Genomic DNA, 23,601 nt, shown 5'->3' on the forward strand with positions numbered 1-23,601 from the left:
TTCAGCTTCCTAGTTCTACTTGACTAATAATATCAACCATAATTTCAATATCTCTCTCTTTAATATATGCATGCATTGGTAAACTGATAACAGTCTTAGCCATTAAGTCGCCAACACATAAGTAATTATTGTCTGCTTTAACAGCAGATTGCTTGTTTAAAGGTATAGGATAATGCACCGCCGTAGGAATACCTACTTTCTTCAACTCTTGCTGTACACGCCTGCGCTTTTTCACACGGATTGTGTATTGCGCCCATGCAGAAACATTGTGTTTTTCCACATGAGGATTAGTATAGATCCCCGCCTTGTTTAAATAGTAAGTGTATTTATTTGCAACTTGATTTCGCAATTTTATCTCTTCAGATAACAATTCAAATTTAGCTAGTAAAATAGCCGCCTGCAATGTATCTAACCGACTATTAACACCCACTCGAACATGGTGATAACGTTTATCCTGACCATGACGTGCGATCTGGCGGATTACTTTGGCCAAGTCTTCATCGCTGGTAAATATTGCTCCCCCATCTCCATAACAGCCAAGCGGTTTACTTGGGAAAAAACTGGTACAGGCAATCGTAGTCAGGTTGCAGGACTTTTTCCCCTTGTAACTGGCCCCAAAGCTTTGTGCAGCATCTTCGATCACGGGTATACCGTGTTTTGCCGCAATAGCGTTGATTGCATCAAAGTCAGCGCACTGACCATACAGACTCACCGGAATTATTGCTTTAGTATTGGGGGTTATGGCTGCTTCAAGCAGGTTCGGATCCAGGTTGTAGGTTTTTGGATCGATATCTATGTATACCGGCTTAGCGCCCAGCAAGGCAACGGTTTCGGCTGTCGCGATATAGCTGAAGCCAGGTACAATCACCTCATCACCCGCCCCAACCCCAAGTGCCATTTGGGCTATTTGCAGGGCATCGGTGCCATTACCACATGTGATGCAGTATTTGGACCCCGTGTAAGCGACAAGCTTTTCTTCAAGCTCAGTCACTTCTGGGCCAAGGATGTATTGGCCGTGGGCAAGTACTTTTTGGATACCGGCGTCAATTTTGTCTTTGATGCGGCTCTGTTGGGCGGCCAGGTCTATAAATTGCATAGTCATTTTATCGCGCACGGAGTGCGCTCCCACAATGGTTACACAGTTTGCTGCTTGATGAGCTTTGTGCCACTTAGCGTGTAGTTTTCACCCGTATGTTCACAGACGGCAGAGGTTTCTCCGCTGAGTGGTAGATCCAGCTGCTCACCAAACTCGCTCATCCAGCCGATCTGCTTTGCCGGCACCCCTACCATCAGCGCATAGGCGGGTACATCCTTATTGATAACAGCACCAGCACCAATAAAGGCATACTCGCCAATGGTCACACCACACACGATGGTGCAGTTAGCGCCTAAAGTGGCGCCTTTTTTGACAAGGGTATCGCGGTATTCATTTTTGCGCTCGATCAGAGAGCGGGGGTTATATACATTGGTAAACACCATGCTGGGACCGCAGAAAACGCCTTCTTCCAAGTGTACATTGTCATATACCGAGACGTTATTCTGGATTTTACATTGATCACCAATGGTGACCTTGTTGCCAACAAAAACGTTTTGGCCAAGGGATACACCTTTGCCGATTTTGGCCCCGCTGCAGACATGGACGAAGTGCCAAACACGTGACCCTTCGCCGATCTGAGCTCCATCGTCTACGATGGCAGATTCATGAACTTGGTAATTCATACACATTCACTTCCGAGGCAAGCGCCAACAAGAATTAGACAATGTTCTTCAGGAACGGATGTCCTTCGCCTTTTGCGGGCTGTTCCGGCTGAGCGGTTCGAATCTGGTTTACGGTTTCAATGCAGTGACGCGCATCTTCAATGCCATAGCCACGGCCTACCAGTATTTCCTCATAGCTGATAGTGTGCAGGTCGGTAAAACCGGCAGAAAACTCGATCTGTTCTCCATCACAGCTGATATTGCGGAAGGTGGTCTGCTTGCCCTTTACTTCTTCCGGCAGGTCGTTGGCGTCAATAGACAGGAACCAAGGAACTCGGGCCTTCTCATATTCCAGGTAGCCAGCAGCCTTATAGTCGTTGGCATAGTGCAACACGCTCTTTTCCAATTTTCCGAAGATGAAATGAAGCATATCGAAAAAATGCACACCGATATTGGTAGCAACGCCGAATGACTTACGCGGATTGCCTTTCCAGCTCTCCATGTACCACTTGCCACGGGACGTAATGTAGGTGAGGTCAAACTGATACTTGTCGCTACGATGCTCGTTGGCAACCTTCTCTTTCAGTTTGAGAATGGCATCATGGTGGCGCAACTGCAGGATGTTGTAGACGCGTTGCCCGGTTTCTTTTTCTACCAGTGCCAGCTCATCCAGCATCTCGGGGGTCGGTACCAGGGGTTTTTCACAAATTACATCGCACCCCAAGCGCAAGCCTGCTGCAATATGTGAGTGGTGAAGGTAGTTGGGCGAGCAAACGGCTACGTAATCTAGTGCTGTGTCAGGATTACGCTTGAGTTGCCATGCAAACTCCTGAAAGCGCTCGAATTCGGTGAAGAACTCGCTTGCAGGTGAGATGCTGTCAATGATACCGACAGAGTCGTTGATATCATAACCAACGCTCAGGTGGTTCCCGGTATCCTTGATCGCTTTCATATGGCGCGGCGCGATATAACCAGAGGCGCCAATCAGTGCAAAGTTTTTCATTACCACAAGTCTCTTGCTTCAGGCCTTTACGATATGCGCGGCGGGTTCACGAAATTTACCGCGGCTGTCGACGATCAAGTTCGCATGCTGCTTGATCAGTTCATAGTCAAAACGATCATGATCAGTTGCTATGACAACGGCATCGAAGCTGGAAAGATTTTCGGGTGTAAGCGGCTCACTGGACAATTCAAAGAAATGTTCACGCATTTTAGGGAATACTGGGACATGGGGGTCTGCATATGCAACCTTGCCACCTTTCGCCTCTATCAGCTCCATAATTTCGACTGAAGGCGACTCTCGCATGTCATCTACATTCTTTTTATAAGCAATTCCCAGCACCAATATTTTACTGTTCTTAAGTGCTTTGCCGGCCTCGTTCAGTCCATCCATCAACTTGCTGACCACATACTCCGGCATGGCACGATTCACTTCACCTGACAGCTCAATGAAACGGGTGTGTACACCATACTCTCGGGCCTTCCATGTCAGATAGAAAGGGTCAACTGGAATACAATGCCCTCCTAAACCGGGGCCGGGGTAGTAAGCAGTAAACCCGAACGGTTTGGTTTTGGCAGCATCAACCACTTCAAAGATATCAATACCCATGCGGTCAGCAACAATCTTCATTTCGTTGACCAGACCTATATTCACAGCACGATGAATATTTTCCAGTAGCTTGGTCATTTCAGCAGCCTTGGTTGAGCTAACCGGCACGACCTGATCGATGGCTTGTTCATACAAGGCTTTTCCTGCTTCCAGGCATGATGAAGTGTGCCCACCAACAACTTTGGGAATAGTACGTGTTTCGAAATCCTGATTTCCCGGATCTTCGCGTTCAGGGGAGTAAACCAGAAAAATATTAGCACCGACCTGGAGCCCTGCAGACTGAACACGGGGCAATAATTCTTCTTCAGTTGTTCCCGGATAGGTCGTACTTTCCAGTGATATCACCTGCCCGGCACGCAAAAATGGCTGCAACGCATCAACAGTCTTGATCACGAAGCTGATATCTGGCTCACGAAACTTGTTCAGTGGTGTAGGAACACAAAGAATCAATGCATCACATTCCCCTGCACGCCTGAAATCAGTTGTCGCTTCAAACCCTGCCGTTATAGCCCCACGAATACTATCAACTGAAATGTGCTCTATGTAGCTTTTGCCAGCGTTAAGCTGATCTACTTTTTCAGCATCAATATCAATACCAATAACTCTGAAGCCAGAGTCCATGTACCGCAGCATCAACGGTAATCCAACATACCCAAGCCCAACGATGCCAATGAAGGCTTCTTTATTTCTAAACTTGGCAATTGTTGTTTCAAGCGTTGGCATAATATTGGTTATATCCATTTTGATGTTGATGATGTAAACAAAACTTCGATATATTGTGCTCTACAAATAATTTGCAGTAACAGCTATCTAACGGCCAGTTCTTCATTCACTAGTAGCAATCTTTTCTTCAATCCTTGTATAGCCTTCTTATCGCCATGAACTAGTCTGATTTCTTCAGGCGCTACCTCTATTCCTTCAAAAAAACTAACCAAATCATCCTGATCCGCATGCGCTGAATACCCTCCAATCGTCTCCACACCAGCTCGTATGTCTATCTTTTCATCGTCCAGCCAAACATACCCGCTTGTAGGTCCGTAACGCTGTATATCCCGACCGGGCGTACCCTCTGCCTGATAGCCAACAAACAGAACGTCGTGACGGGGGTCTGGCAACATGGCCTTGAGATAGTTAACAATCCGCCCCGCATTACACATGCCGCTGCCGGCGATGACGATAGCCGGGCGACCTGAAGTGGACAGGTGTTTAACCATTTTCAGGTGGTCGTGATGGCTGTCTATTGTGAGCAGTTGGTCAAAGGCCAAAGGGCGGCGACCCTGGTCAAGGCGCTCTTGTGCTTCTTCGTCCCAGAAAGGTTTCATATCTCGGTAGGCCTTGGTGAAGCGGCTGGCGAGTGGGGAGTCGAGGATGACAGGGATTTGGGTGGGGAGTGAGTCTTTGAGGTTGGGGCTTTTACTTATTCGCGCGCGGAGCGCGCTCCCACATGCATCACTCCCACATGCACTGTCCTCACAACTACAGCACTCACATACATTAATCCCGCATGTATTGTCCTCATCTGAGTTGGTCCCACAGAGTTCATTTCCAGAGGACTCACCTCTTCGATCCTCAGTCTCACAAATGCCACACCCAGCGTCATCGTTTATTGAACGCTTTTCGCCTCCGTTGCCACTATGATCAGGGGCTGCGCTCCACCCCATTTCCAGTAACTCTTCCAGTTCATAGAGAAGTTCTTGGGTACGGCCGATGCTGAAAGCGGGTATTAAAACAGTTCCTTTGTTCTGCAATGCACGGTCAATCGCTGATTTCAGGCGCTCTATGCGTGTTTCTCGGTTCTCATGAACACGGTCACCATAAGTGCTTTCAAGTACCAGTATGTCCGCTTTTTCCGGTGATACCGGTGGCGGCAATAAGGGTGTGTTACTTGAGCCCAAGTCACCCGAGAATACGATGCGTTTGTTCTTGCCTTTATGCGTCAGGTCTAGCTCCACATAGGCAGAGCCAAGGATATGGCCTGCGCGCTGGAGTCTAAGCTTAAGGTCACAGTCAGGTTGGTTGATTAGACTAAACCACTGCTTGTACGGCACTGCTATTATGAGGTCATTCACCATGGCGAGGTAGGGCTCCACATGGCGGCTGTCTCGGCTGATACCCAGCTTGAATGCATCCTCCAACACAAGCGGCAGAAGGTGGGCGGATGGCTGGCTGCAAATAATCGGGCCACGGAAGCCGGCCGCGAGCAGGCCAGGAATGCGGCCTACATGATCGATGTGAACGTGTGTCACAATTAATGCCAACACGCCTTCGACCGAAAATCCCAAATGTTGCGGGTGCAGACTTGGGTCGGTTTCATCACCTTGAAACAACCCACAGTCCACCAGAACACTCAGGTTCTCATCGATTCTGAGCTGATGACAGGAACCTGTAACACCGTCTTCTGCGCCATGGTGCTCAATCGAGAGATAAGGCACTTTACAACTCCTTTTGCTTCCCTGCTGACACGCTACCGCCCGGAGGTTGCTCGGGCGATCCTCAATACCCTGTAATTCCAGTATATTTATGCTCATCCTGAGCAATGCCTAGCCGCCAGTTTGTTAAAGCAGCCGTTGCTGATGATACTGATGCAGAGGCCTTTTGTAAGCTGTCGCCAGAGCATAACAGGCTTGTATCAACATAATTGTAGATAATAGGTTAACAAGGAGCCCAAGTGTCGGACTTAAAGTGGTATTTAATTCAGTCCAAACCGGGCCAGGCGCAACGGGCCGCACAGGAGCTCACAAACCAGGGCTACGAAGTATTTCTGCCCACTCTTACTACAGAGAAACTGAAGACGGGCAAGCGTGTTGAGCAAATCGAGCCTCTGTTTCCTGGCTATGTATTTATTGAGCTTTCCGAACTCAACAGCAACTGGCGTCCGATCCGTTCAACTCGTGGGGTCGCACGCTTGGTCAGCTTTGGTAATGCTCCTGCAGTGGTCCCCTACGATGTGGTCGAGCTGTTACGCGAAAAGGCGCGAAACCAGACCGTGCAGGTATCACTGGAAGCCAATAAACCTGTCAACATTACTGAAGGCCCTTTCAAACACCTCAACGCGATTTTTGTTGAGTATGATGGTGAGCAACGTGCCTTTCTCTTACTCGAGCTGCTGGGCAAATGGCAGCGGCTATCCTTACCTTTGACCCATATTAAAAGCGTCTGACATTGCCCGGGAGCCCTTATGACCGACGAAATCAGCCAGCATATTGATCAGCTTATTCGTCAGGAGGACACTCCTGATGATACTTCACTACCTGAGGGATTGGATGACCTGGAGCCAGATCAGATCGCTCTGTTACTGGAGTCGCTGCCACTTGATGCACGTCAGCACGCCTGGCTACAGGTGCCACACGAGGTCCAGGCGGATGTGCTGGTGGCCATGCGGTCCGAGGCGCGAGAGAGCCTTTTACGTCTGTTCGACAGTGAAGCACTGGACCAGCTAACGGCCGACCTGGACGCTGAAAACCTTATTGAGCTGGCCGAGTCCTTACCGGAAGAAGTTGTCGATATCGCATTGGCGCGGATGGACCAGCGCCAGCGTCATTACTATGAACAAACCGCCAGCTACGAAGAGAACCAGATTGGCCGTTACGTTGATCATGATCTGTTGATTTTGCCCAATAACAGCCGTGTGCGCGATGCACTGCGTTTATTGAAACGCCAAGTACCGGAATACACTGAGCATCTATGGCTGATTGATCGAGATGGTCGCCTGACGGGCGTTGTTGCAATTGCAACTTTGTTCAAGTCACGCGAGCAGCAAATGCTTGTTGAACTGTGCTCTGATGAGTTTGACGTACTGGAAGCCACTCTGGAACTCAAAGACGCGACAGACCGCTTTGAGCTGGCATCCGTAGCTGCCTTACCCGTAGTTTCAGACGATGGCATTCTGCTTGGCCGAATGACACAGCGCCTGGCGATGGAAATATTGCATGAAACCTACGAGTCGCAGTTAATGGCAACTGCAGGTCTTGATGAAGAAGAAGACCTCTTTGCCCCTGTAATGCGAAGCTCCCGACGCCGCGCAACCTGGCTGGGTATAAACCTGCTTACCGCGTTTCTGGCCTCATGGGCAATTGGCCTGTTTGAAGGCACGCTGCAGGAAGTCGTCGCGCTGGCCGTGTTGATGCCTGTCGTTGCCTCTATGGGCGGTATAGCTGGGAGCCAGACTCTTACATTGATCATTCGAGGCTTGGCCTTGGGTCAAATCACTACCGCCAACGTGATGCCACTGTTGAAGAAGGAGCTGAGCGTCGGTGGGCTGAACGGTGTGCTCTGGGCAGTGGTGATCGGTATCGTTGCTTCAATATGGTTCGACAGCGCCGCTATCGGCTTGGTTATCGGGATGGCCATTGTGATCAATATTGCTGCGGCGGCGCTCTCGGGCGTGCTGATACCGGTGCTGCTTGAGAAGCTGAAGATTGATCCGGCACTTTCCGGCTCAGTGATCCTGACAACTGTTACCGATGTCGTTGGCTTTGTCGCTTTCCTGGGGTTGGGGACGCTGATACTTGTTTAACCCGAGCGACTGCTGCTGCGCCCTCTGCAGCAGCAGCTGAATTCACAATAATGATCCCAAACTGAAAACCTCTCCTGCACTATCAACCACCAACTCCGTCGAGTGAGGGTGCTGCACCATGCGAGCCAGCTCTACCAGCTGATAGTAGGCATTGCGGCCTATCCGCCCTTCCATACCAAAGCGAATCATCAAGTAAGGGCGCGGCTCTTTGGTAACAGGGTCAACCTCCACACGCAACGGGTGCTCGGCATCTGCTCTGACACGATCTCCCGTCGACGTGGTGAACATCAATTCTGGTCCCTTGTCCCCAACCTCGTGCTCAACCTGAATAACCTGAAAAGGCACATCATCCACCTGGATACCGACTTTTTCGACAGGTGTTTTGAGAAAGTACTGGTCCCCCTCCTTCCAGAGTACGCGCGAGAACATTTTGACCATCGCCTCGCGTCCAATCTGCGACCCTTGGTAGAACCAGCGTCCGTCCGATGCAATACGCATGTCAATATCGCCACAGAAATCCGGATGCCATGTCTCCAGTGGTGGAATATCAGAACCGGCACCCACCTCTTTTACAATATCCGCCGGGTTGAAGCTTTTGCTCATGGCGCTCCCCTAATCAAAAAATTCTCCACATGAGCAACCCTCAGCTGAGCTCTAGAAAGTTTCATCATGTAGCCTCAGAAAATGAATATAATTCAATCACATCAGAATACTAAACACAGGACACGGAATTACCATGAGCAATCCCCTGCAACAAAAATTTGCCGACCCTCACCGCAGTGTTTGTTTTGTCGGAACGACTCCGCCAAAAGCCAGCACCGAGGACATGCAAATGCAGGAGATTGCCGAGCGTCTGCTCTCGCGCCTGCAGACTCTGGAATACGACGGCCTGATTGTCTATGACATTCAGGATGAAAGCAGCCGTATTGACACACCGCGTCCTTTCCCATACATGGAAACACGTGACCCACGTGAATACTCCAAACTGCTGGGGAACCTGAGTCAGCGCCCGATCATTACCTATAAGAGTGTGGCACAAAAAGATAAGGCTGATTTTGATTCCTGGCTGGAAGATGCCTGGAATGAATTCGGTATCCGTAACCTGGTACTGGTTGGCAGCCCCTCATCCGAAGGGGAGATCAAGCTGTCACTCAATGACGCTTATGCTGCACTCAAAGAACATGAAAAACCGTTTCATTTAGGCGGTGTGACGATTGCAGAGCGCCACGCAGTCAAGGGAAACGAGCACCAACGCCTGCTTGCCAAGTCAGGCAACGGCTGCGAGTTTTTCATTTCACAAGCGGTTTACAACACCCAGGCCACTATTGACCTGCTGACGTCTTACGCGCGCAGCTGTCGAGAGCAAGGCGAAACACCAAAGCGCATCATTCTTACATTTACGCCTTGCGGTAGTGCAAAAACTCTGGAATTCATGAAGTGGCTGGGTATATCCGTACCCGAAGCAACGGGCTACCGCATCCTTGATGCAGAAAACCCCTTGGCCGAATCCATCCGCATTTGCCAAAATAACCTTGAGCAGATTCTGGAAGCTTGCCTCCCGTTGGGTTTGCCAATCGGGCTGAACATCGAAAGCTTAACCAACCGCAAGGCCGAAATTGACGCCTCTATTCATCTCTACCAACTTCTGAAAGCAACGCTTGATCTGAAACTTGCACAAAGGAAGCTGGATAGCCAGTAACGACATTATCGGGGCGCAGCATCCTGAATACATAGACACAAGATGCCTGCGTTCCCTTCGTCGAAAACCTCGGCCTGGTTATTGAGATGTCTCGGGCTGCGCTGAATCAGCACTTTGCGCAGCAGCCTCCTTTTCTTCAGCCATACGTCTCTCAACTTCTGCCAGCTGCTCCTGGGCCTTGCGATAGTCATCCCGTTGCCAAACGATTAACTCACGGTCAAAGTCAATGTCATATTTGGCAGATCGAAGGAAGTCCATACCCAGCAAGCCGTCGTAACCAACTTGCGCCTTGTGGTCGATAACACTGACAGAAACCGATCTGGATGTGTAAGGCCCAATTTTAACCTCATCAAACATCAGGTTTCGCGTTTCAATAACCGCGCCGTCTGCGATACGGGCGTTACCTGCAGGTGTTGTAAACACATTCACATGACTGAGCTTGTCAGCATGCACGACCGTTTTACTGGCGCCGGTATCAAGTACAAGGTCAAGGTTGAACCGTGCATTACCATAGAGCACATTTACCGGGACAATCACACTATTCCCTCTGATGGTCACCGGCATTTCAAGGGATTCCATGAAACTTTCAAGCTTGGCCTTGTGTGTTGCCAAAGAGTCATCTGCGGCCACTGCAGGGCCAGTCACAGCCCTGGATCGTCGTGTCGATTGCTCCCGCACTTCGAGCTGGTCACGGTATTCATCAGGTATCTGGCTTTTTCGGTCAACAAATACCTTTTTGCCATTTTTATCAACATAATGATAAACCTGAGCATGGCTCGGTGTTGATACACAAACAAGCATCACTAGAGCAGTTGAAAAGATCGCTTTACGTTTCATACCCCTATCCCTGTACCTGACCCATGTTTCAAACTAGCCGGAGCAGTCATCCTCCAGCTTTTTTGACCTTGTACCCTTTTTCTTCCAGTAGATTGCAGAGCAAATCTCTGTGATCCCCTTGAATTTCGACCACACCTGCTTTTAATGCACCACCGGTACCACAGCGCTTTTTAAATTCTTTCAGCATCGGCTTCAGTGACGCCTCTGGCAGCGGAATTCCTTCAAGAAGAGTGACACCCTTTCCCTTGCGCCCTTTGACTTCTCGCCTGACTCTGACAATGCCGTCAAGGGTTGATAAACGCTCGGCTTCGAGCAACTCTGTACACCGGCATTGATCGACTGGCTCACGACAATCAGGGCACAATTTTCCAGATTCAGTTGAATACACCAACCCACCCAGCTGGTCTGCAAGACTCTTATTACCCATAAACACTCACACAAACATTAAAAGGCATTGCCCGAAATCTGCCGGGCAAGGTATGACGCATAGTTATCGGTCATACCCGAGATAAAATCCAGCACCCTGCGATAGCAGCTGTAGAGCTCAATATCAGAGGACGGCGCATGAATGCCCATCAAACGTAGTATTTTTCGGGACTTATAGCTCATTTTCTGATCACTGTGGCAATGACTTTCGAACACTGCTCCAAGGAAGGCATCGAGAAGAATGCCAATAGATGCATAGGCCCCGACTTCCAGCTCTGCCTTGCGCGTATCCGGAAAGACTCTATCACGGGCAATCTGCTTAGCTGTTTTGATACCTTCACATACCATCTTATCGCCACGCAGCAGCAACTCTCCATCAAAGCTACCTGACATAATGGCATCATAATTAAGCCTGAAGGTATCCACCACAGAGCTCACCATGTTTTCCATGGCTTTGCCTCTCAGCGCAGATATCTTCCTTCTGGCCGAAGCTTCTGTCATAAAAATGGCATCATCAAAATCAAGATCACCGCATAGCATTAACAGAATACTTTTTACATCCTCGAAGCTTAGCAGGTTGAGCTCAACTGCATCTTCCAGGTCCAGGATGGCGTAACAGATATCATCAGCGGCCTCGACAAGAAATGCCAAGGGATGGCGACACCAACGACCAGACTCACCTCTCACCAAGCCCAGGTCTCGACCCAGCGCATCCAGGATTTCAATTTCAGACTGGAACGCACTGAACTTGCTTGCCGTACTAATATTATCAATACCCCAAGGATATTTAAGCAAAGCGCCCAGCGTTGGGTAAGTAAGCCTTAACCCACCTTGAAAAAGGTGATTTTCGATGCGCGTTACAACCCTGAACCCTTGAGCATTACCTTCAAACGTGGCCAGGTCCTGAAATTCCAGTGATGTTAAGGCGGACAGCAAAGGGGCTTCTTGCCGGCTTTCGAACCAATCACGTATGGCATATTCGCCTGCATGCCCAAAAGGAGGATTGCCAATGTCATGAGCGAGACAAGCCGATTGCACAATCATGCCCAGATCATGGGGAGTAACCCAGTCAGGTAAACCGGAAAAGAGCATATCGCCCACACGAATACCCAAACTGCGGCCAACACTACCGACTTCGATTGAGTGAGTCAGACGGGTATGGATGTGATCATTTAACGCGAAGGGGTGAACCTGAGTTTTTCGGCCCAGGCGCCTGAACGCGCTGGAAAAAATGATGCGATCATGGTCTTTGTGAAAATGACTGCGCCCGGCTTCACCGGGCGTCAAGTCTTCATGTCCATAACGCTGCGTCGTAAGCAGCCGGGACCAATTCATGGATGTGCCGTCACCAGCACTCATCAATATTGCCACCGGCTCCTCTAACACCCGCCTGGTTCAATGTCAGGGTGCCACAGGCATCACCTGCCAAGGCGTTTTTGGGCGTAGCGGTGAGCGTATAGGTTTGAGCAGTAATAACCCCCAAAGCAAGATCATAAAACTTGTCAGCGCCATCGCGCGGCGCCTCTATGAATGGCAAGGCTGGTGCGTTACCTGCTGCATCCACATACCGACCATTAGCTGTGTAATACCGCTCCATGAATTGGGCCAACTGAAGCAAGTTAGCCCTGCCATCGGAGCGCCGTGCGTCAGTCACATACTGAAAATAAGCCGGGAGTGCTATTGCCGCCATAATACCGACAATTGCAACCGCAACCATGATCTCGACGAGGGTAAAGCCTTTGCTTCTATGCAGGATATTCATTCCATAACCCTGTATATGAACTCCAAGTGTTTAATATCAGTATCAACAGGCCTTTCTGAGATACTGAAGAAGACAATATCACCTTCGTCATAGTCTTTTAAAGTTGCATCGGCTACAACCTCATCAGGCCCTCTTACGACTTGCCCTAACTTAGTCCCAAATTTGTCAATCCTGTACTGCTCTGTACCAATCTTAACAATGCCGCGGAGCTCGGAATACTCACTGATAGTACCGTACTTATAAGGTAAGCCATTGTCAGCACCTACCACGACATCCTCAACAACCTCAGCGCGTATAGGCGAGGAGATAATAAGTGCCAGAAATACAGCACTGTTGAATAAACGCTTCATCGTTTGCACTCCCCGTTAGTTTGCTTCAAGCCAGCTTTGTCGACCTTCCCTGCCCGGCCCTGGGTTTTCAGCAAGACGCACCGTACGTGTCAAAACCTTTTCTTCAGACGTTTCATCATCAGCAAGAATCGTTGGCGCTGGGAGCTCTTGGCTGAATTTGATACCAGAAACAACACCTCCACTATCACCCGCGACCTCGTCACTTACATTGAATTTGCCGTCCTCGTTTAGGTCAAATGCCGAGTAGTCCAACGCTCCGCCTGTAATTGCATCCAGATCCATCAACCAACTTTCGGAGTCACTGCGACAAGGATCGCTCTGAATAAGAGGAATTGTGGTCGGGAAAATCACCTTGCCATTCCGCAATGTTGGTGTGGTTACAATTCTCTCACGCGCCGAAGTAAGCTTGTTAAAGTCCATATACCAACCTTTGTGTGAAGACCAGTTGGGCTCATTTGAACTAACAAGGCGAACAAGAGAGTTGGCACCATCGAAGGACTGCTCCCCCTCGTAGGCAATTGTCTGCTTCAGCAATTGACTACGACCGCTTACAGGTGTTTGGTTGCCGCCTTCGTTTTTATCCCAAATAGCATAAAACGTTTGGATATCATCACTACCAGCCGTTTTGTCTTCCGTTTCAATGTACTTGCCGGTACCAAAATACACCAGGAAACCACCTTTAGGGTGCCTGCCAACTGTTGGCGCTGCATTGGGGGCAACCATGATTGGCTGACGCGTACAACTATTACCGCTGCCATAGCACGCTGTGAACAGGGGATTACCTCCAAAGGCAACTTCCATGTTCATGGAATTCTGGCCACCACCGTTGTTTTTGCCTTTGCCTTTGCCGCTGCCATTGCTGTCACCCGACAGGTCAAACTTCCAAACATTACCAAACAGGTCACCGGCGTACACATAATCAACTACCGAATCCAAATCATGGTCTACGGGTGCTAAAGTACCCAATCCATTCGGTCGCTGGCCGCCTGTCGGATCATCATCAGAACCTATTCCAGTATCAATTTTGCCAATTAAGCTGCCATCTGAAAGATCAACAATATACAACACAGCATTACCAGTACTGGATACCTGCGTATCACTGGCGGAAGTCGGTACCGTGTTGTTGTAGCCATTCCCGAAAATTGCAGCCCAGGTGCCGTTATGAAGCTTCACGATCGCCGGACGGCTGTAGGTATAGCCAAGATCGGCATCCGTGAACTCCCACATAAATATGTCACTGGCATTGCCTTCATTAAACTTGGAAGGGTCGGTTACATCGAGCGCATATACAGACTGCCCCCCCTTATTTAATCCCCCTACAAGGATGCTTTTCCACTGATTATCAATAAATGCGTCAACAATTGTTGGCGTTCCATCCACAAAATATTTGTGATCATATGTCTGACTGGCAAGGCTGGGTAAATTTTCTAGCGCGGCATCCGGAATGAAAGCCAGTTTCTCTTCGCCAGTATCAGCATCAAAAGCGTGTAGCATGCCATCGTTAGCACCTACATAGACCATTTCATCACGATTAGCCCAAGTCGAGCTAAATGAGGAATAAGAAGCTGACTCTAAATCAGCCGGGTAACGAAAAGAGGGAGCACCTACAAAGCGTGGACTGGAGTAGATAATATCGCCCAAACGTTTAGACCGGATACGATATTCCCCACCAGCATTGCCCTCATTTTCCTGGTTACCACGAATATATTGCAACACGGACTGACCACCCAGATGGTCACGTAAACTCTGGCTCAATTGTCCCCAACGAAATTTTGTCCCGGTTCCATTTTTGTTATATATGATACTTCTGCTATTCCAGCTTGGCATTTCAGCGGAGGCAACCCAAACTTCAGAGCCACTTGAGTCCTCTTTAATAAGGTCCCCTGTCCAATTGAGGCTATTATATTGAGGAAAGAAAAGCTCAGCATCAATCAAAGTACCGCTAGACGCGGCAGCTGATGAGGAACTAAGCACTTTATCGCCAATGTCCGAAAGTGCCTGGGTCAAACGGTCTTTTAGTTCATCCGCTGTGCTTGCAGTGTAGTATTGACCGTTACCTGCAGTAGCCGTATCGCTCAGGAGGCTATGGTCAAGTGCAAAACCTACTGTGTAGGTATAAAGATTTTGCTTCTCAAAATTTGGATCATTGTAGCTGACACCGGCCTTGTCTTTCTCATTACCATTTGGCTTAAGATCAAGTTCCCAGGCAAATTCAGCTATATCATCCAAGTAATAATCTCCACTGTCATTATTCCAATCAGGGAGAGTTTTGTTAATTCCACTAATTTTATCATTTGTTACTGTATTCCATACTCCTTCAAAGCCATCCTGAGTAGGCTCACCATCGGTAATAAGAATACTGAAGTTCTTCTGGCATCGATATTGAATTGGGGACGTAAACTGGGGAGTTCCAGACCAGACCCCTTCCAGGCCCCTGAAATAACGGGTTACCTCGTAGTAAGCTTCGCTTACAGGGGTGTTTGTGCTTGCATCCAGGTCTGAAATTTCGTCAATCAGATCATCTTTATGCGATGCCCATTGCGCACTGCTGGGAGTAATCTGCGAAGGACCACAGCCTTGAATAATCTTACCGCCAGCACTGCTGTAGAACCTGGCCGCGCCAAAACGCACACCCTCAACCTCACGGACTATCTCGGATGAAACATCTCGAGCAACTTTCATTCGGGTTTCATTTGGAAAGCCCGGGTAGGTTGTCAAATCAGTGTTGTGAGGAAAAGTGGCAAAAATGTAATTCAAATAATTACCAGTGAAACGCGTACTATTACCTTCTGGACGAGGAAGCTTAATGCACTTCCTTTCTCTCCAATCATTTATTCTGACCGCTTCAGTATAACCGGAACTGCAGTTATCTGTGGTCAATGAGCTTAGGTGAATGTTCTGACCGTTAACATCCCATTCACTACCTTCATAATTATAGTTACCCCCCACCCATATTCTGTTATCCCAACGCTGGTAACTGGTATTGGGATCATATCCATCATATGTATTGTCTCCCTCAAACCAGATGACATTATTCATACTTCCCGAGTTATCAATTACCAACATGACGTTTGGGTCAACACGGGATGACAAAACAGTCAAGGGTTCATTAGGAATATTCAGTTTCCCAGCAGCAAGAGCTGGAGAGATTGATAATGCCGCTACAGCCAGGCATATGAACGAGTTTTGACTTTTCATAGCGAAAAAACCTCAATTGAAACGCTTGGCAAAAGTACTTTCCAAAGTAGTAATTGAGTTAGGGCTTTGACCAGTACCTTGCGACATTACTCTATAAATATCTCGCCCTTTACGAATGTCATATCCAGTAACCAAGTCGTCCGGAATAAACTCCATTTCCTCAATTACCATTTGAGGCTGAGCATTGACATTTGTTAAGTCATCGGTGTCATTGTCCGTGCCATAAATGAAAGGGGCATCCCAATCGATGTCATCATCAAAAATCCAGTCATCATTAGGTGCTGGAGGCGATAATTGTGCCTGCAACCATGCCTCACGGTTTCGCAAACCGGCTTCAGCAGCTTGAAAGGAAATGTTCTTGTCACGCGTGTTGCCTGACATTTTCTCTTCCATCGTGGTGGTTTGCATGGAGCCCACTCCAATGATACCTATCAGGACCAACATTATCATGGCCACAACAAGTGCCGACCCCTGGTGTTTCTGACAGCGTATACTTCGATTATTCATGGCAGGCGGTTCCTGATCCCTACGGTTGAACTGAATACTCTTCGCAGACGCCCATCCCCTGGGTCAGCCAGACCAGCCCAGGGGGCCGGGAATGCCTGAGCCTCATCAACAACACCTGCAGCCAAACTTGATGCAAGCAAATTTACCTGTATGGCAACAACATCCTCCCAATCAGTGACAGCACCGGCAGCAACGTAACTGTCTACAGACTGATCGCCATCCGTGTCTTCACCATAAAGAAGCTGCATATCATCGATACCATTAACAAGCTCTTCGGGGGTTCCAGCGGTACCTGTACTGAAGCTGACACGCTTCAAGGCCGGCTGACCATCCAGGCCTGCACCGATGTAATAAATGGTGCTGTCAAAAAGGAAAATTTGCATGGATTCATCATAGGCTTTACTGAATGTGTTACTGCCCGGGTTTTTGTTACCTGGGTCGTTCCCTCCGGCACCAACACCACGCCCCAAACCATTAGCGTTTGCATTATTACCTTTCTGGAAAATATCGCAGGACTCGGAGTCGCCCACAAACATGATCGTGCCGGCATCAATGCCGCTTTTCTGCGGATTAGTGTTGATAACAGCTGCATTAGCAGGCGTATTACCAGAGGCAGCTACGCCTGAGACCCGAGAAGCTGTTTTGATCAGAAGTACATCCCCCCTGACGTAATCGGCTATATTGGCAGCAAATGTGCCCGCCGAATCGTTCCAACCAAGTAAAGCATCGTCGAGGCTAAACAAATCTTCACTATATGCAGCGTTACCCTCGTCAAGCAGAATATTAACTTCATTCTGGCAGGCCCGTTTAAAGCCTGCGTTGCGAATGTCACGGGCAAGAAAATGCATGCCAAAACGGCCACTTTCCTGAACCCGCGAAAGTGCTTCTGTGGTTGCCGCAGTACGAGATCCACTCAAGTAGACCATGACGACACCCATCAGGATCAGCAGTCCAATGATAGAACCAATCATCACCTCGACAAGACTGAACCCTGATTGACGGTGTATGCGAGGATAGGATTTGTGCGTGTGCATGGTTAAATATCCGTTACAAAAGTCATGCTGCCGGTACTGGCGTCACCACTAAGGTTGCCCTGATCATCTACAACTGCACCACGGTCATCAGTCCAGGTTACGGTAATACTGACGTTATTATCGTCCCGTACCAATGTACCTGCCGCCCCTGCGCCCAAAATGGTTACCAGGCGCGCATCCCAGTTGGCACGAAACCCCGCTTCGCCATCGTCAAAATCCCCTTCTCTTGCCTGGATGCGTTCTGCACGCATGGCATCCACAAGCTCACCGGCAAGGATGGTCGCTTGAGAACGCAGATAAGCACTCTGGTTCCCCTTGACCGAATATACCTGCATTCCCAAAAGCCCTAACAACCCAACTGTAACAACGATAAGTGCAATAATGACTTCAACAATGGTAGAGCCCCGCTCCTGATTGAGCGGCTTGTAACGAGTAATAATCATGGTGGGCAAGCTCCCTGAAACACGGAACCAGTCAAACGCATGCAGTAATCGGTTGTATCACTACCAACAGACACCACAAAGCCGGCAGCCGTGTCTACTGTGCCATCGCTGGCAAAGTTGAAGGCTGCCGCACCGGACGTAACTGTTGCGTTCTGGATGGCATCCCAGACTCTAACAACTTGCACGGTGTTACCAGCAGCATTTACTTCGAGCACAATCAGCCCATCTCCCCAGCTTTGATCGCCACTGCAGCCATTATCTGCAGCATTTCTTTCACATAGACGAATACGCCCATTGGCCGGCAATTCCCGGGTAATGGCTTCGGAGCGGGCAAGCTGAACGGCTGCAGCAAAAGCATCATTAGCCCTGTTAACACGGCTATTCTCGAACATGCTTTGAAAACCGGGGATTCCAATCCCCAGAACAATAGCCAGGATCGCGACAGCGACCATGACCTCTACCAGCGAGAAGCCTGTATTCTTAGACACGTTTATACGCTTAGACTGGAACGTCACTTCAATTCTCCGTGAATGTATCCACAGGCTAATTATGGCAGCAATTCCGTGGGCCTGCACAAGCGCTGAGTAGAGAAAGAAGGGAGTGGTGAGACTCGCCTTGGACTACTCCTTTAGCCCACGGGGAATGCCAATAGCGCCCTTAAGGCCAGACGCTCATTAATGCTCTTTACTTAATCACTTACTTCATCAGGAAGCAACAGAGCTTTATCAATAGAGCAAAAAAGTCTTGACATGGCGCAGGAAAGGAGAGCAAGCGTCACCAGCAGGCAACACTCACACCTTGTTTACTGATATACAGGATCAGGCAGTGAGGCAGCCGATCCCCCCAGAGCGTTACTATCGGTAGCACGAGGGAAAACGCCGTCATTTTCAAGCAGGATTTCAACCCTCTCTCTCGCTTTAAGAATGACAGGGTGCTCAGGATAAAGATAAAGTCCAGTCTTAATAACGTGTTCAGCCTTATCAGCATTCCCTTTTGCCGCGTACGCAAGCGCCAGGTCATGAAAAGTTGTATTCTCAGGCACCTTTTTCAGATAAGGCTCAGCATGTTTGATAAAAACATCTACCCATCTGCTATCAGCTTCACCAGTCAGTGCTTGATGCAATACAAGCTTCATCAGCATTGCTGTACCAAACTCATGAAAATACGGATTTTCACTGGCTTCAGCCACCTCATTAATATCCGGACTATTATAATAAAGGAACTGAGAAAGCTGGCGACTGGCCTTGAAGGTTGATGTAAAAAACATCAATCCGCCAATAAACACTACGCAGCCAACCATAGGCACGGCAATTAGCACCTTGTCATTCCGAATTATTTTCTTGCGACACCAGGGTCGGTAAGCCAGATGAACTATAAACACAAATACAATAAAATGATAAACAGAAATATAAAACGGCATTTCTACCATCATATGCAAGGACATAGGCATTAGCATCGCCAGTATTGCACCACCCCGCTGCCAGCCATTGTGATATACCTTCCACAAAACAGCACCCGCCAAAACGAATAACCCCAACAAGGCAATAGCACCACCCTCAACAGCCCACATTAAAATCTCATTATGCGGATGTGTGAACCCTGTTCGAAAGCGAATATCTGCCTCAGGATGGCTGGCAACATAATCTGCCGCTTCATATTGAAACGCACCCGGGAAGCTCCCCACCCCCTGGCCCGCCACCGGGTTTTCAAAAAACAGGTCAGCGGCGATACGATACATGTGCGGACGCATATCGGATGAGCTTTCAACGAGGCGTTCCAGCTTGGAGTAAGACTTATCCAGACCGTCACTGAAATAAGCCCCTGCAAACACACCTATTGCCACAAGAGCCGCTACCGTTAGCGGCCTGTATTTCTCTCTCGATAGCAGTTTGTATCGGCAAATAAATACTATAGGTATCGCAACAACAAGGGCCAGTAACCCAAGGCGAGAACCCGTCGATAACACAGTATAGGCACCAAAAATGACAACAGCATAAGTCAAAGCCTTGATCACTTTTGAGCGAGACTTAAAGCCGGGGGAACTTAGCTGATATATAGCCAGCACCATACCTGTTACAACCGAGGAAGCCAGCAGATTGGGCTGCATGAAAAAGCCCAATGGACGAGGAACAGGAGGATGTGAAATCATGCCGTATAATAATCGTCCCGGGACTGCCTGAAGCAGTGCCTGAATCATATTCAGCAGCATCCCCACCAACAGTATATAAATGGCGGTATCAATAGAGCGGCGAGTTGGCTGGAACTGGAAAAACGAAAAGAAGAGCAACAAGGCCGCACAAATAGTGATTAAACGTATGGCTAGATCACGGGGAAAGTCAAATCCGGAAATCGTGTTAGCAACCAATATTGCCAGAGGAAAAGAGCACAACCAAATCCACCCTTCAGGCACAATCCAACTACGGCCTTTATGCACATTCAAAGCAGATAGAAATATGGCAACGACGACCACTTCACACAAAAAAATATTAAATGGCTGAATAAGAACATCATGCCCGGTAGAAGGAATAAAAACAAAGGGGACAAAGGCAATTAATATAAAAACCGGGTAGTAAGTTATATTCACACAAATCCTTTTAAAGAAAAATCCAGAAAAATATAAAATACAGTCATAATTTCAGGTAAAACAATTCAGTAGCCGAAAGCCAAATAACCTAAGGCACAGGCATAACAGCAGGAACCAGCGGACTCAAGGCACAAGCTGAAGAAAAGTTCAATACACATACAGAGCCCTCGTCACCTGGCGCAGCAGGATATGCCACAATAGGCTGTGAATACGAAACAAATGCGCTCGCATCTGTAATCCAATCACAAGCAGACGCGGTTGGAGCTGGTATAGACTCTGCCTCACCCATAGCCACCATAACTACGTTTGTGTAACCTTTTGCTTCACCCAAACAAGCCTTGTTTGCACTTTGTCTCGCATATTGCAAATAAGACGGTAAAGCTATAGAAGCCAAAACACCTATGATAGCTAGAACAGTCATCAACTCAATTAAAGAGAACCCTTCGGCTTGCTGTATTTTTTTCATCACCGATTCCTCTATTAAATAAAAAGGGGTTGCGCTATACACGCCCCCCCTCTTTAAGATGACCAAACAATTCTATTAAGAATATTTAGTTATGACTTATGGCAGACTACAGGTGGCTGAGTTCTGACACGTTACAGTTTCATCACCCGGGGATACTGCATCGATTGTGAAAGACGGAGCACCAGCCGGGATACCACCAAAGTTTGGTGCACCAGCAATTGTGGCAGTATCACAAGCAGCCCACGTAAATGCCGGCAATGTTTCGTTCTCAGAGAATGCAATCAAAGTCGCGTTCGCAACGCCCTTAGCCTCAGCCAAACAAGCATTGTTGGCAGACTTACGAGTGTAGTCCTGGTACGCAGGCAGTGCGATTGCTGCCAGGATACCGATGATCGCAACTACGATCATCAATTCAATCAGGGTAAAACCTTTCTGGCCGCGCTTGGCCTGGATCATTTCGGGTTTCATAAGATTCTCTCCAGCGAGAAGTTAATAAAATGGTAGAGCAGCTTGGAACAGTGCCGTAACGTCCGTTTCACAGCTACATTCTAATGTTAGCCATTAGCTGACTGAGATGTCCAGCCTGAACACAAACTTAACAGCCAAGTAATCTGAGCTTAGTCAACGAATATGACATTACAAGTATCTTGAGCAGTTGCCCTGCCGTGACAAGAGCGTATATTCTCTTGCAGCAGGAGATAATAGAGTAACAGGCGCATGGAAGCACGCCTTCCGGCCAGAGGAGTCAAGGTGTCTCAAGGTTCTCAACCCCTTACAGGGTTACCCAAACGGCTGGTACACGAGGGTATTTTTTCAGAAGAAGTCGCTCTAAGCGCCATGCACCAGGCCGCTGAGGCGAAACTGCCCTTCATCCGGTACATTATTTCGCACAGGCTTGTAAGTGCTCAACGCGCTGCGCAGGCGGCGGCGGATGAGTTCGGTTTGCCACTATTTGACCTTGACGCCATAAATCCCGAGTACATCCCCAAGGGTCTCATATCCGAAGCCCTCATGACCAAACATGGCGCCTTGCCTCTCTCTCAGCGTGACAACCGAATTTATATTGCGTTATCAGACCCTACCAATATTCAGGCGCTGGATGAGATCCGTTTTCACACAGGTACCGCAACTGAAGCTGTACTGGTTGAAGATGACAAGCTTCATCAACTACTCGATTCACAACTTGACGCCTCCGACGCTGCAATGGAGGAACTCAGCGACGAGTCCTTGCAGGATATGGACCTGGGAGAGGAGCCGGCTCAAGAAGAGGATGACAGCGAAGCGGATGCCGCAAATGAAACTCCGATTGTACGCTTCATCAACAAGGTATTGCTGGATGCCATACGCAAAGGTGCATCGGATATCCACTTCGAGCCATATGAAAAAGCATACCGCGTGCGCTGCCGTATTGATGGCATGCTCCAGGAGGTGCACCGCCCACCACTCAACCTTGCATCACGCCTGTCGGCTCGCCTGAAAGTCATGTCGCGCATGGATATTTCCGAGAAGCGCGTCCCCCAGGATGGTCGTATCAAGCTTAAAGTATCCAGGAAGCGGGCCATCGATTTTCGTGTTAACACCCTGCCCACGCTCTGGGGGGAAAAGATTGTACTGCGTATATTGGATCCGGGCAGTGCAAAAATGGGCGTTGAGGCACTCGGTTTTGAGCCTAACCAGAAAAAGGCCTACCTGAAGACACTGGAGCAGCCTCAGGGCATGGTACTGGTAACGGGCCCTACTGGCTCCGGTAAGACCGTTACCCTGTATACCGGCCTGAATATTCTTAATACAGAAGAGCGCAACATCTCCACGGCGGAAGACCCGGTCGAGATCAATTTGGAAGGTATCAACCAGGTACAGGTAAGTTCTAAAATTGGCCTCACCTTCGCCGAAGCGCTGCGAGCCTTCCTTCGTCAGGACCCCGACGTCGTAATGGTGGGTGAGATTCGTGACCTTGAAACTGCCGAGATCGCTATCAAGGCTGCTCAAACAGGCCATATGGTCCTGTCAACACTGCACACCAATAGCGCCCCTGAAACACTGACACGTTTACGCAATATGGGTGTCCCTTCATTCAATATTGCAACCTCTGTCAGCTTGATCATTGCACAACGCTTGGGCCGACGCCTGTGCGAGCATTGCAAACAACCTGCTCATGTTCCCGAAGCCTCGCTACTTGAAGAAGGTTTCAAGCCAGAAACCCTTAACTCCCTTGAGCTCTACGAAGCCAACCCTGAAGGCTGCAAGCATTGCAACCGGGGCTACAAAGGCCGTGTGGGTATCTATGAAATGCTTGAAATGTCGCCGGCTATTGCCGAGTGCATTATGGAAAACGGAACATCCATAGATATACTTAAAGTCGCACGCGAGGAGGGATTCATCACACTTCGTGAATCAGGCCTCCTCAAAGTCGCAGCCGGTGTTACCAGTCTTGAAGAGATGAACAGGGTTATAAAAGTCTGACAAGGATAG

22 protein-coding genes and 1 pseudogene are annotated in these 23,601 nt (G+C 48.7%); 4 read left to right on the forward strand and 19 right to left on the reverse strand.

From position 1 onward, the window contains the following. Position 1: 1 nt before the first annotated feature. The 5 genes from BW956_RS10885 to BW956_RS10905 all read right to left on the reverse strand — a co-directional run bounded on the left by BW956_RS10885 (position 2) and on the right by BW956_RS10905 (position 5,739). Complete coding sequence (locus BW956_RS10885) at positions 2 to 1,114, reverse strand: DegT/DnrJ/EryC1/StrS family aminotransferase (RefSeq protein ID WP_338066341.1); 1,113 nt, start codon at positions 1,112 to 1,114, stop codon at positions 2 to 4. Between the two features lie 20 nt (positions 1,115 to 1,134). Continuing rightward, on the reverse strand, positions 1,135 to 1,719 hold the full coding sequence (wbpD, locus tag BW956_RS10890; protein WP_076462773.1) for a UDP-2-acetamido-3-amino-2,3-dideoxy-D-glucuronate N-acetyltransferase: 585 nt from the start codon (positions 1,717 to 1,719) through the stop codon (positions 1,135 to 1,137). 34 nt (positions 1,720 to 1,753) lie between these two features. Continuing rightward, positions 1,754 to 2,701 (reverse strand): Gfo/Idh/MocA family oxidoreductase, encoded by a 948-nt coding sequence (locus tag BW956_RS10895; RefSeq protein WP_076462774.1) that lies wholly within the window; start codon positions 2,699 to 2,701, stop codon positions 1,754 to 1,756. A gap of 18 nt (positions 2,702 to 2,719) precedes the next feature. Continuing rightward, the gene (gene wbpA, locus BW956_RS10900) at positions 2,720 to 4,030 is read right to left on the reverse strand and encodes a UDP-N-acetyl-D-glucosamine 6-dehydrogenase (RefSeq protein WP_076462916.1); all 1,311 of its coding nucleotides are present in this window, start codon (positions 4,028 to 4,030) and stop codon (positions 2,720 to 2,722) included. Positions 4,031 to 4,113: 83 nt separating this feature from the next. Beyond that, a complete protein-coding gene (locus BW956_RS10905; protein WP_076462775.1) occupies positions 4,114 to 5,739 on the reverse strand; it encodes an MBL fold metallo-hydrolase RNA specificity domain-containing protein in 1,626 nt (541 codons plus the stop codon). A 236-nt stretch (positions 5,740 to 5,975) separates the two neighbouring features. On the opposite strand from BW956_RS10905, the gene rfaH reads away from it, so the two are divergent. Then, positions 5,976 to 6,467 (forward strand): transcription/translation regulatory transformer protein RfaH, encoded by a 492-nt coding sequence (gene rfaH, locus BW956_RS10910; protein WP_076462776.1) that lies wholly within the window; start codon positions 5,976 to 5,978, stop codon positions 6,465 to 6,467. An 18-nt stretch (positions 6,468 to 6,485) separates the two neighbouring features. Then, positions 6,486 to 7,823, forward strand: a complete 1,338-nt coding sequence (locus tag BW956_RS10915) for a magnesium transporter (protein ID WP_076462777.1) — start codon at positions 6,486 to 6,488, stop codon at positions 7,821 to 7,823. Between the two features lie 42 nt (positions 7,824 to 7,865). Here the strand turns inward: BW956_RS10915 and BW956_RS10920 are convergent, their stop codons facing one another. Then, positions 7,866 to 8,426, reverse strand: a complete 561-nt coding sequence (locus BW956_RS10920) for a DUF1285 domain-containing protein (protein ID WP_076462778.1) — start codon at positions 8,424 to 8,426, stop codon at positions 7,866 to 7,868. Positions 8,427 to 8,559: 133 nt separating this feature from the next. Between BW956_RS10920 and BW956_RS10925 the strand changes: the two genes are divergently transcribed. Next, on the forward strand, positions 8,560 to 9,522 hold the full coding sequence (locus tag BW956_RS10925; RefSeq protein WP_029511117.1) for a methylenetetrahydrofolate reductase: 963 nt from the start codon (positions 8,560 to 8,562) through the stop codon (positions 9,520 to 9,522). A 78-nt stretch (positions 9,523 to 9,600) separates the two neighbouring features. Here BW956_RS10925 and BW956_RS10930 read toward each other — a convergent pair whose 3' ends face one another. The 13 genes and pseudogenes from BW956_RS10930 to BW956_RS22910 form a co-directional block, all read right to left on the reverse strand. Further along, a complete protein-coding gene (locus BW956_RS10930; protein WP_076462779.1) occupies positions 9,601 to 10,359 on the reverse strand; it encodes an aspartyl protease family protein in 759 nt (252 codons plus the stop codon). Positions 10,360 to 10,405: 46 nt separating this feature from the next. After that, positions 10,406 to 10,786: a translation initiation factor Sui1 gene (locus tag BW956_RS10935; protein ID WP_076462780.1), complete on the reverse strand. Its 381-nt coding sequence runs from the start codon at positions 10,784 to 10,786 to the stop codon at positions 10,406 to 10,408. A gap of 17 nt (positions 10,787 to 10,803) precedes the next feature. Next, positions 10,804 to 12,144 carry a deoxyguanosinetriphosphate triphosphohydrolase gene (locus BW956_RS10940; RefSeq protein WP_076462781.1) on the reverse strand — a complete coding sequence of 447 codons (1,341 nt, stop codon included), beginning with the start codon at positions 12,142 to 12,144 and terminating at the stop codon, positions 10,804 to 10,806. Then, a complete protein-coding gene (locus BW956_RS10945; RefSeq protein ID WP_076462782.1) occupies positions 12,131 to 12,547 on the reverse strand; it encodes a type IV pilin protein in 417 nt (138 codons plus the stop codon). Before BW956_RS10945 ends, BW956_RS10940 begins: the two co-directional genes overlap by 14 nt. Continuing rightward, positions 12,544 to 12,897, reverse strand: coding sequence for a hypothetical protein (locus tag BW956_RS10950; protein ID WP_076462783.1), 354 nt, complete (start codon positions 12,895 to 12,897; stop codon positions 12,544 to 12,546). The genes BW956_RS10945 and BW956_RS10950 overlap by 4 nt, the downstream gene beginning before the upstream one ends. 15 nt (positions 12,898 to 12,912) lie before the next feature. Beyond that, on the reverse strand, positions 12,913 to 16,095 hold the full coding sequence (locus BW956_RS22075) for a pilus assembly protein (RefSeq protein WP_083703039.1): 3,183 nt from the start codon (positions 16,093 to 16,095) through the stop codon (positions 12,913 to 12,915). Between the two features lie 12 nt (positions 16,096 to 16,107). After that, positions 16,108 to 16,602: a pilus assembly PilX family protein gene (locus BW956_RS10965; protein WP_076462785.1), complete on the reverse strand. Its 495-nt coding sequence runs from the start codon at positions 16,600 to 16,602 to the stop codon at positions 16,108 to 16,110. Beyond that, the gene (locus BW956_RS10970; protein ID WP_076462786.1) at positions 16,599 to 17,636 is read right to left on the reverse strand and encodes a PilW family protein; all 1,038 of its coding nucleotides are present in this window, start codon (positions 17,634 to 17,636) and stop codon (positions 16,599 to 16,601) included. Before BW956_RS10970 ends, BW956_RS10965 begins: the two co-directional genes overlap by 4 nt. 2 nt (positions 17,637 to 17,638) lie before the next feature. Next, complete coding sequence (pilV, locus tag BW956_RS10975) at positions 17,639 to 18,079, reverse strand: type IV pilus modification protein PilV (RefSeq protein ID WP_010323307.1); 441 nt, start codon at positions 18,077 to 18,079, stop codon at positions 17,639 to 17,641. Then, a complete protein-coding gene (locus BW956_RS10980; RefSeq protein ID WP_175612000.1) occupies positions 18,076 to 18,567 on the reverse strand; it encodes a GspH/FimT family pseudopilin in 492 nt (163 codons plus the stop codon). The genes pilV and BW956_RS10980 overlap by 4 nt, the downstream gene beginning before the upstream one ends. Before the next feature lie 314 nt (positions 18,568 to 18,881). Next, positions 18,882 to 20,663 carry an O-antigen ligase family protein gene (locus tag BW956_RS10985; RefSeq protein WP_076462788.1) on the reverse strand — a complete coding sequence of 594 codons (1,782 nt, stop codon included), beginning with the start codon at positions 20,661 to 20,663 and terminating at the stop codon, positions 18,882 to 18,884. An 88-nt stretch (positions 20,664 to 20,751) separates the two neighbouring features. Further along, positions 20,752 to 21,129, reverse strand: a complete 378-nt coding sequence (locus BW956_RS22755; protein WP_076462789.1) for a pilin — start codon at positions 21,127 to 21,129, stop codon at positions 20,752 to 20,754. Between the two features lie 332 nt (positions 21,130 to 21,461). Then, positions 21,462 to 21,585: pseudogene (locus tag BW956_RS22910) on the reverse strand (prepilin-type N-terminal cleavage/methylation domain-containing protein); the annotation flags it as partial. 294 nt (positions 21,586 to 21,879) lie between these two features. Here BW956_RS22910 and pilB point away from each other — a divergent pair. Next, a complete protein-coding gene (pilB, locus tag BW956_RS11000) occupies positions 21,880 to 23,592 on the forward strand; it encodes a type IV-A pilus assembly ATPase PilB (protein ID WP_244894356.1) in 1,713 nt (570 codons plus the stop codon). Positions 23,593 to 23,601 lie beyond the last annotated feature (9 nt).

Source organism: Marinobacterium stanieri, assembly GCF_900155945.1.
GTDB lineage: Bacteria > Pseudomonadota > Gammaproteobacteria > Pseudomonadales > Balneatricaceae > Marinobacterium > Marinobacterium stanieri.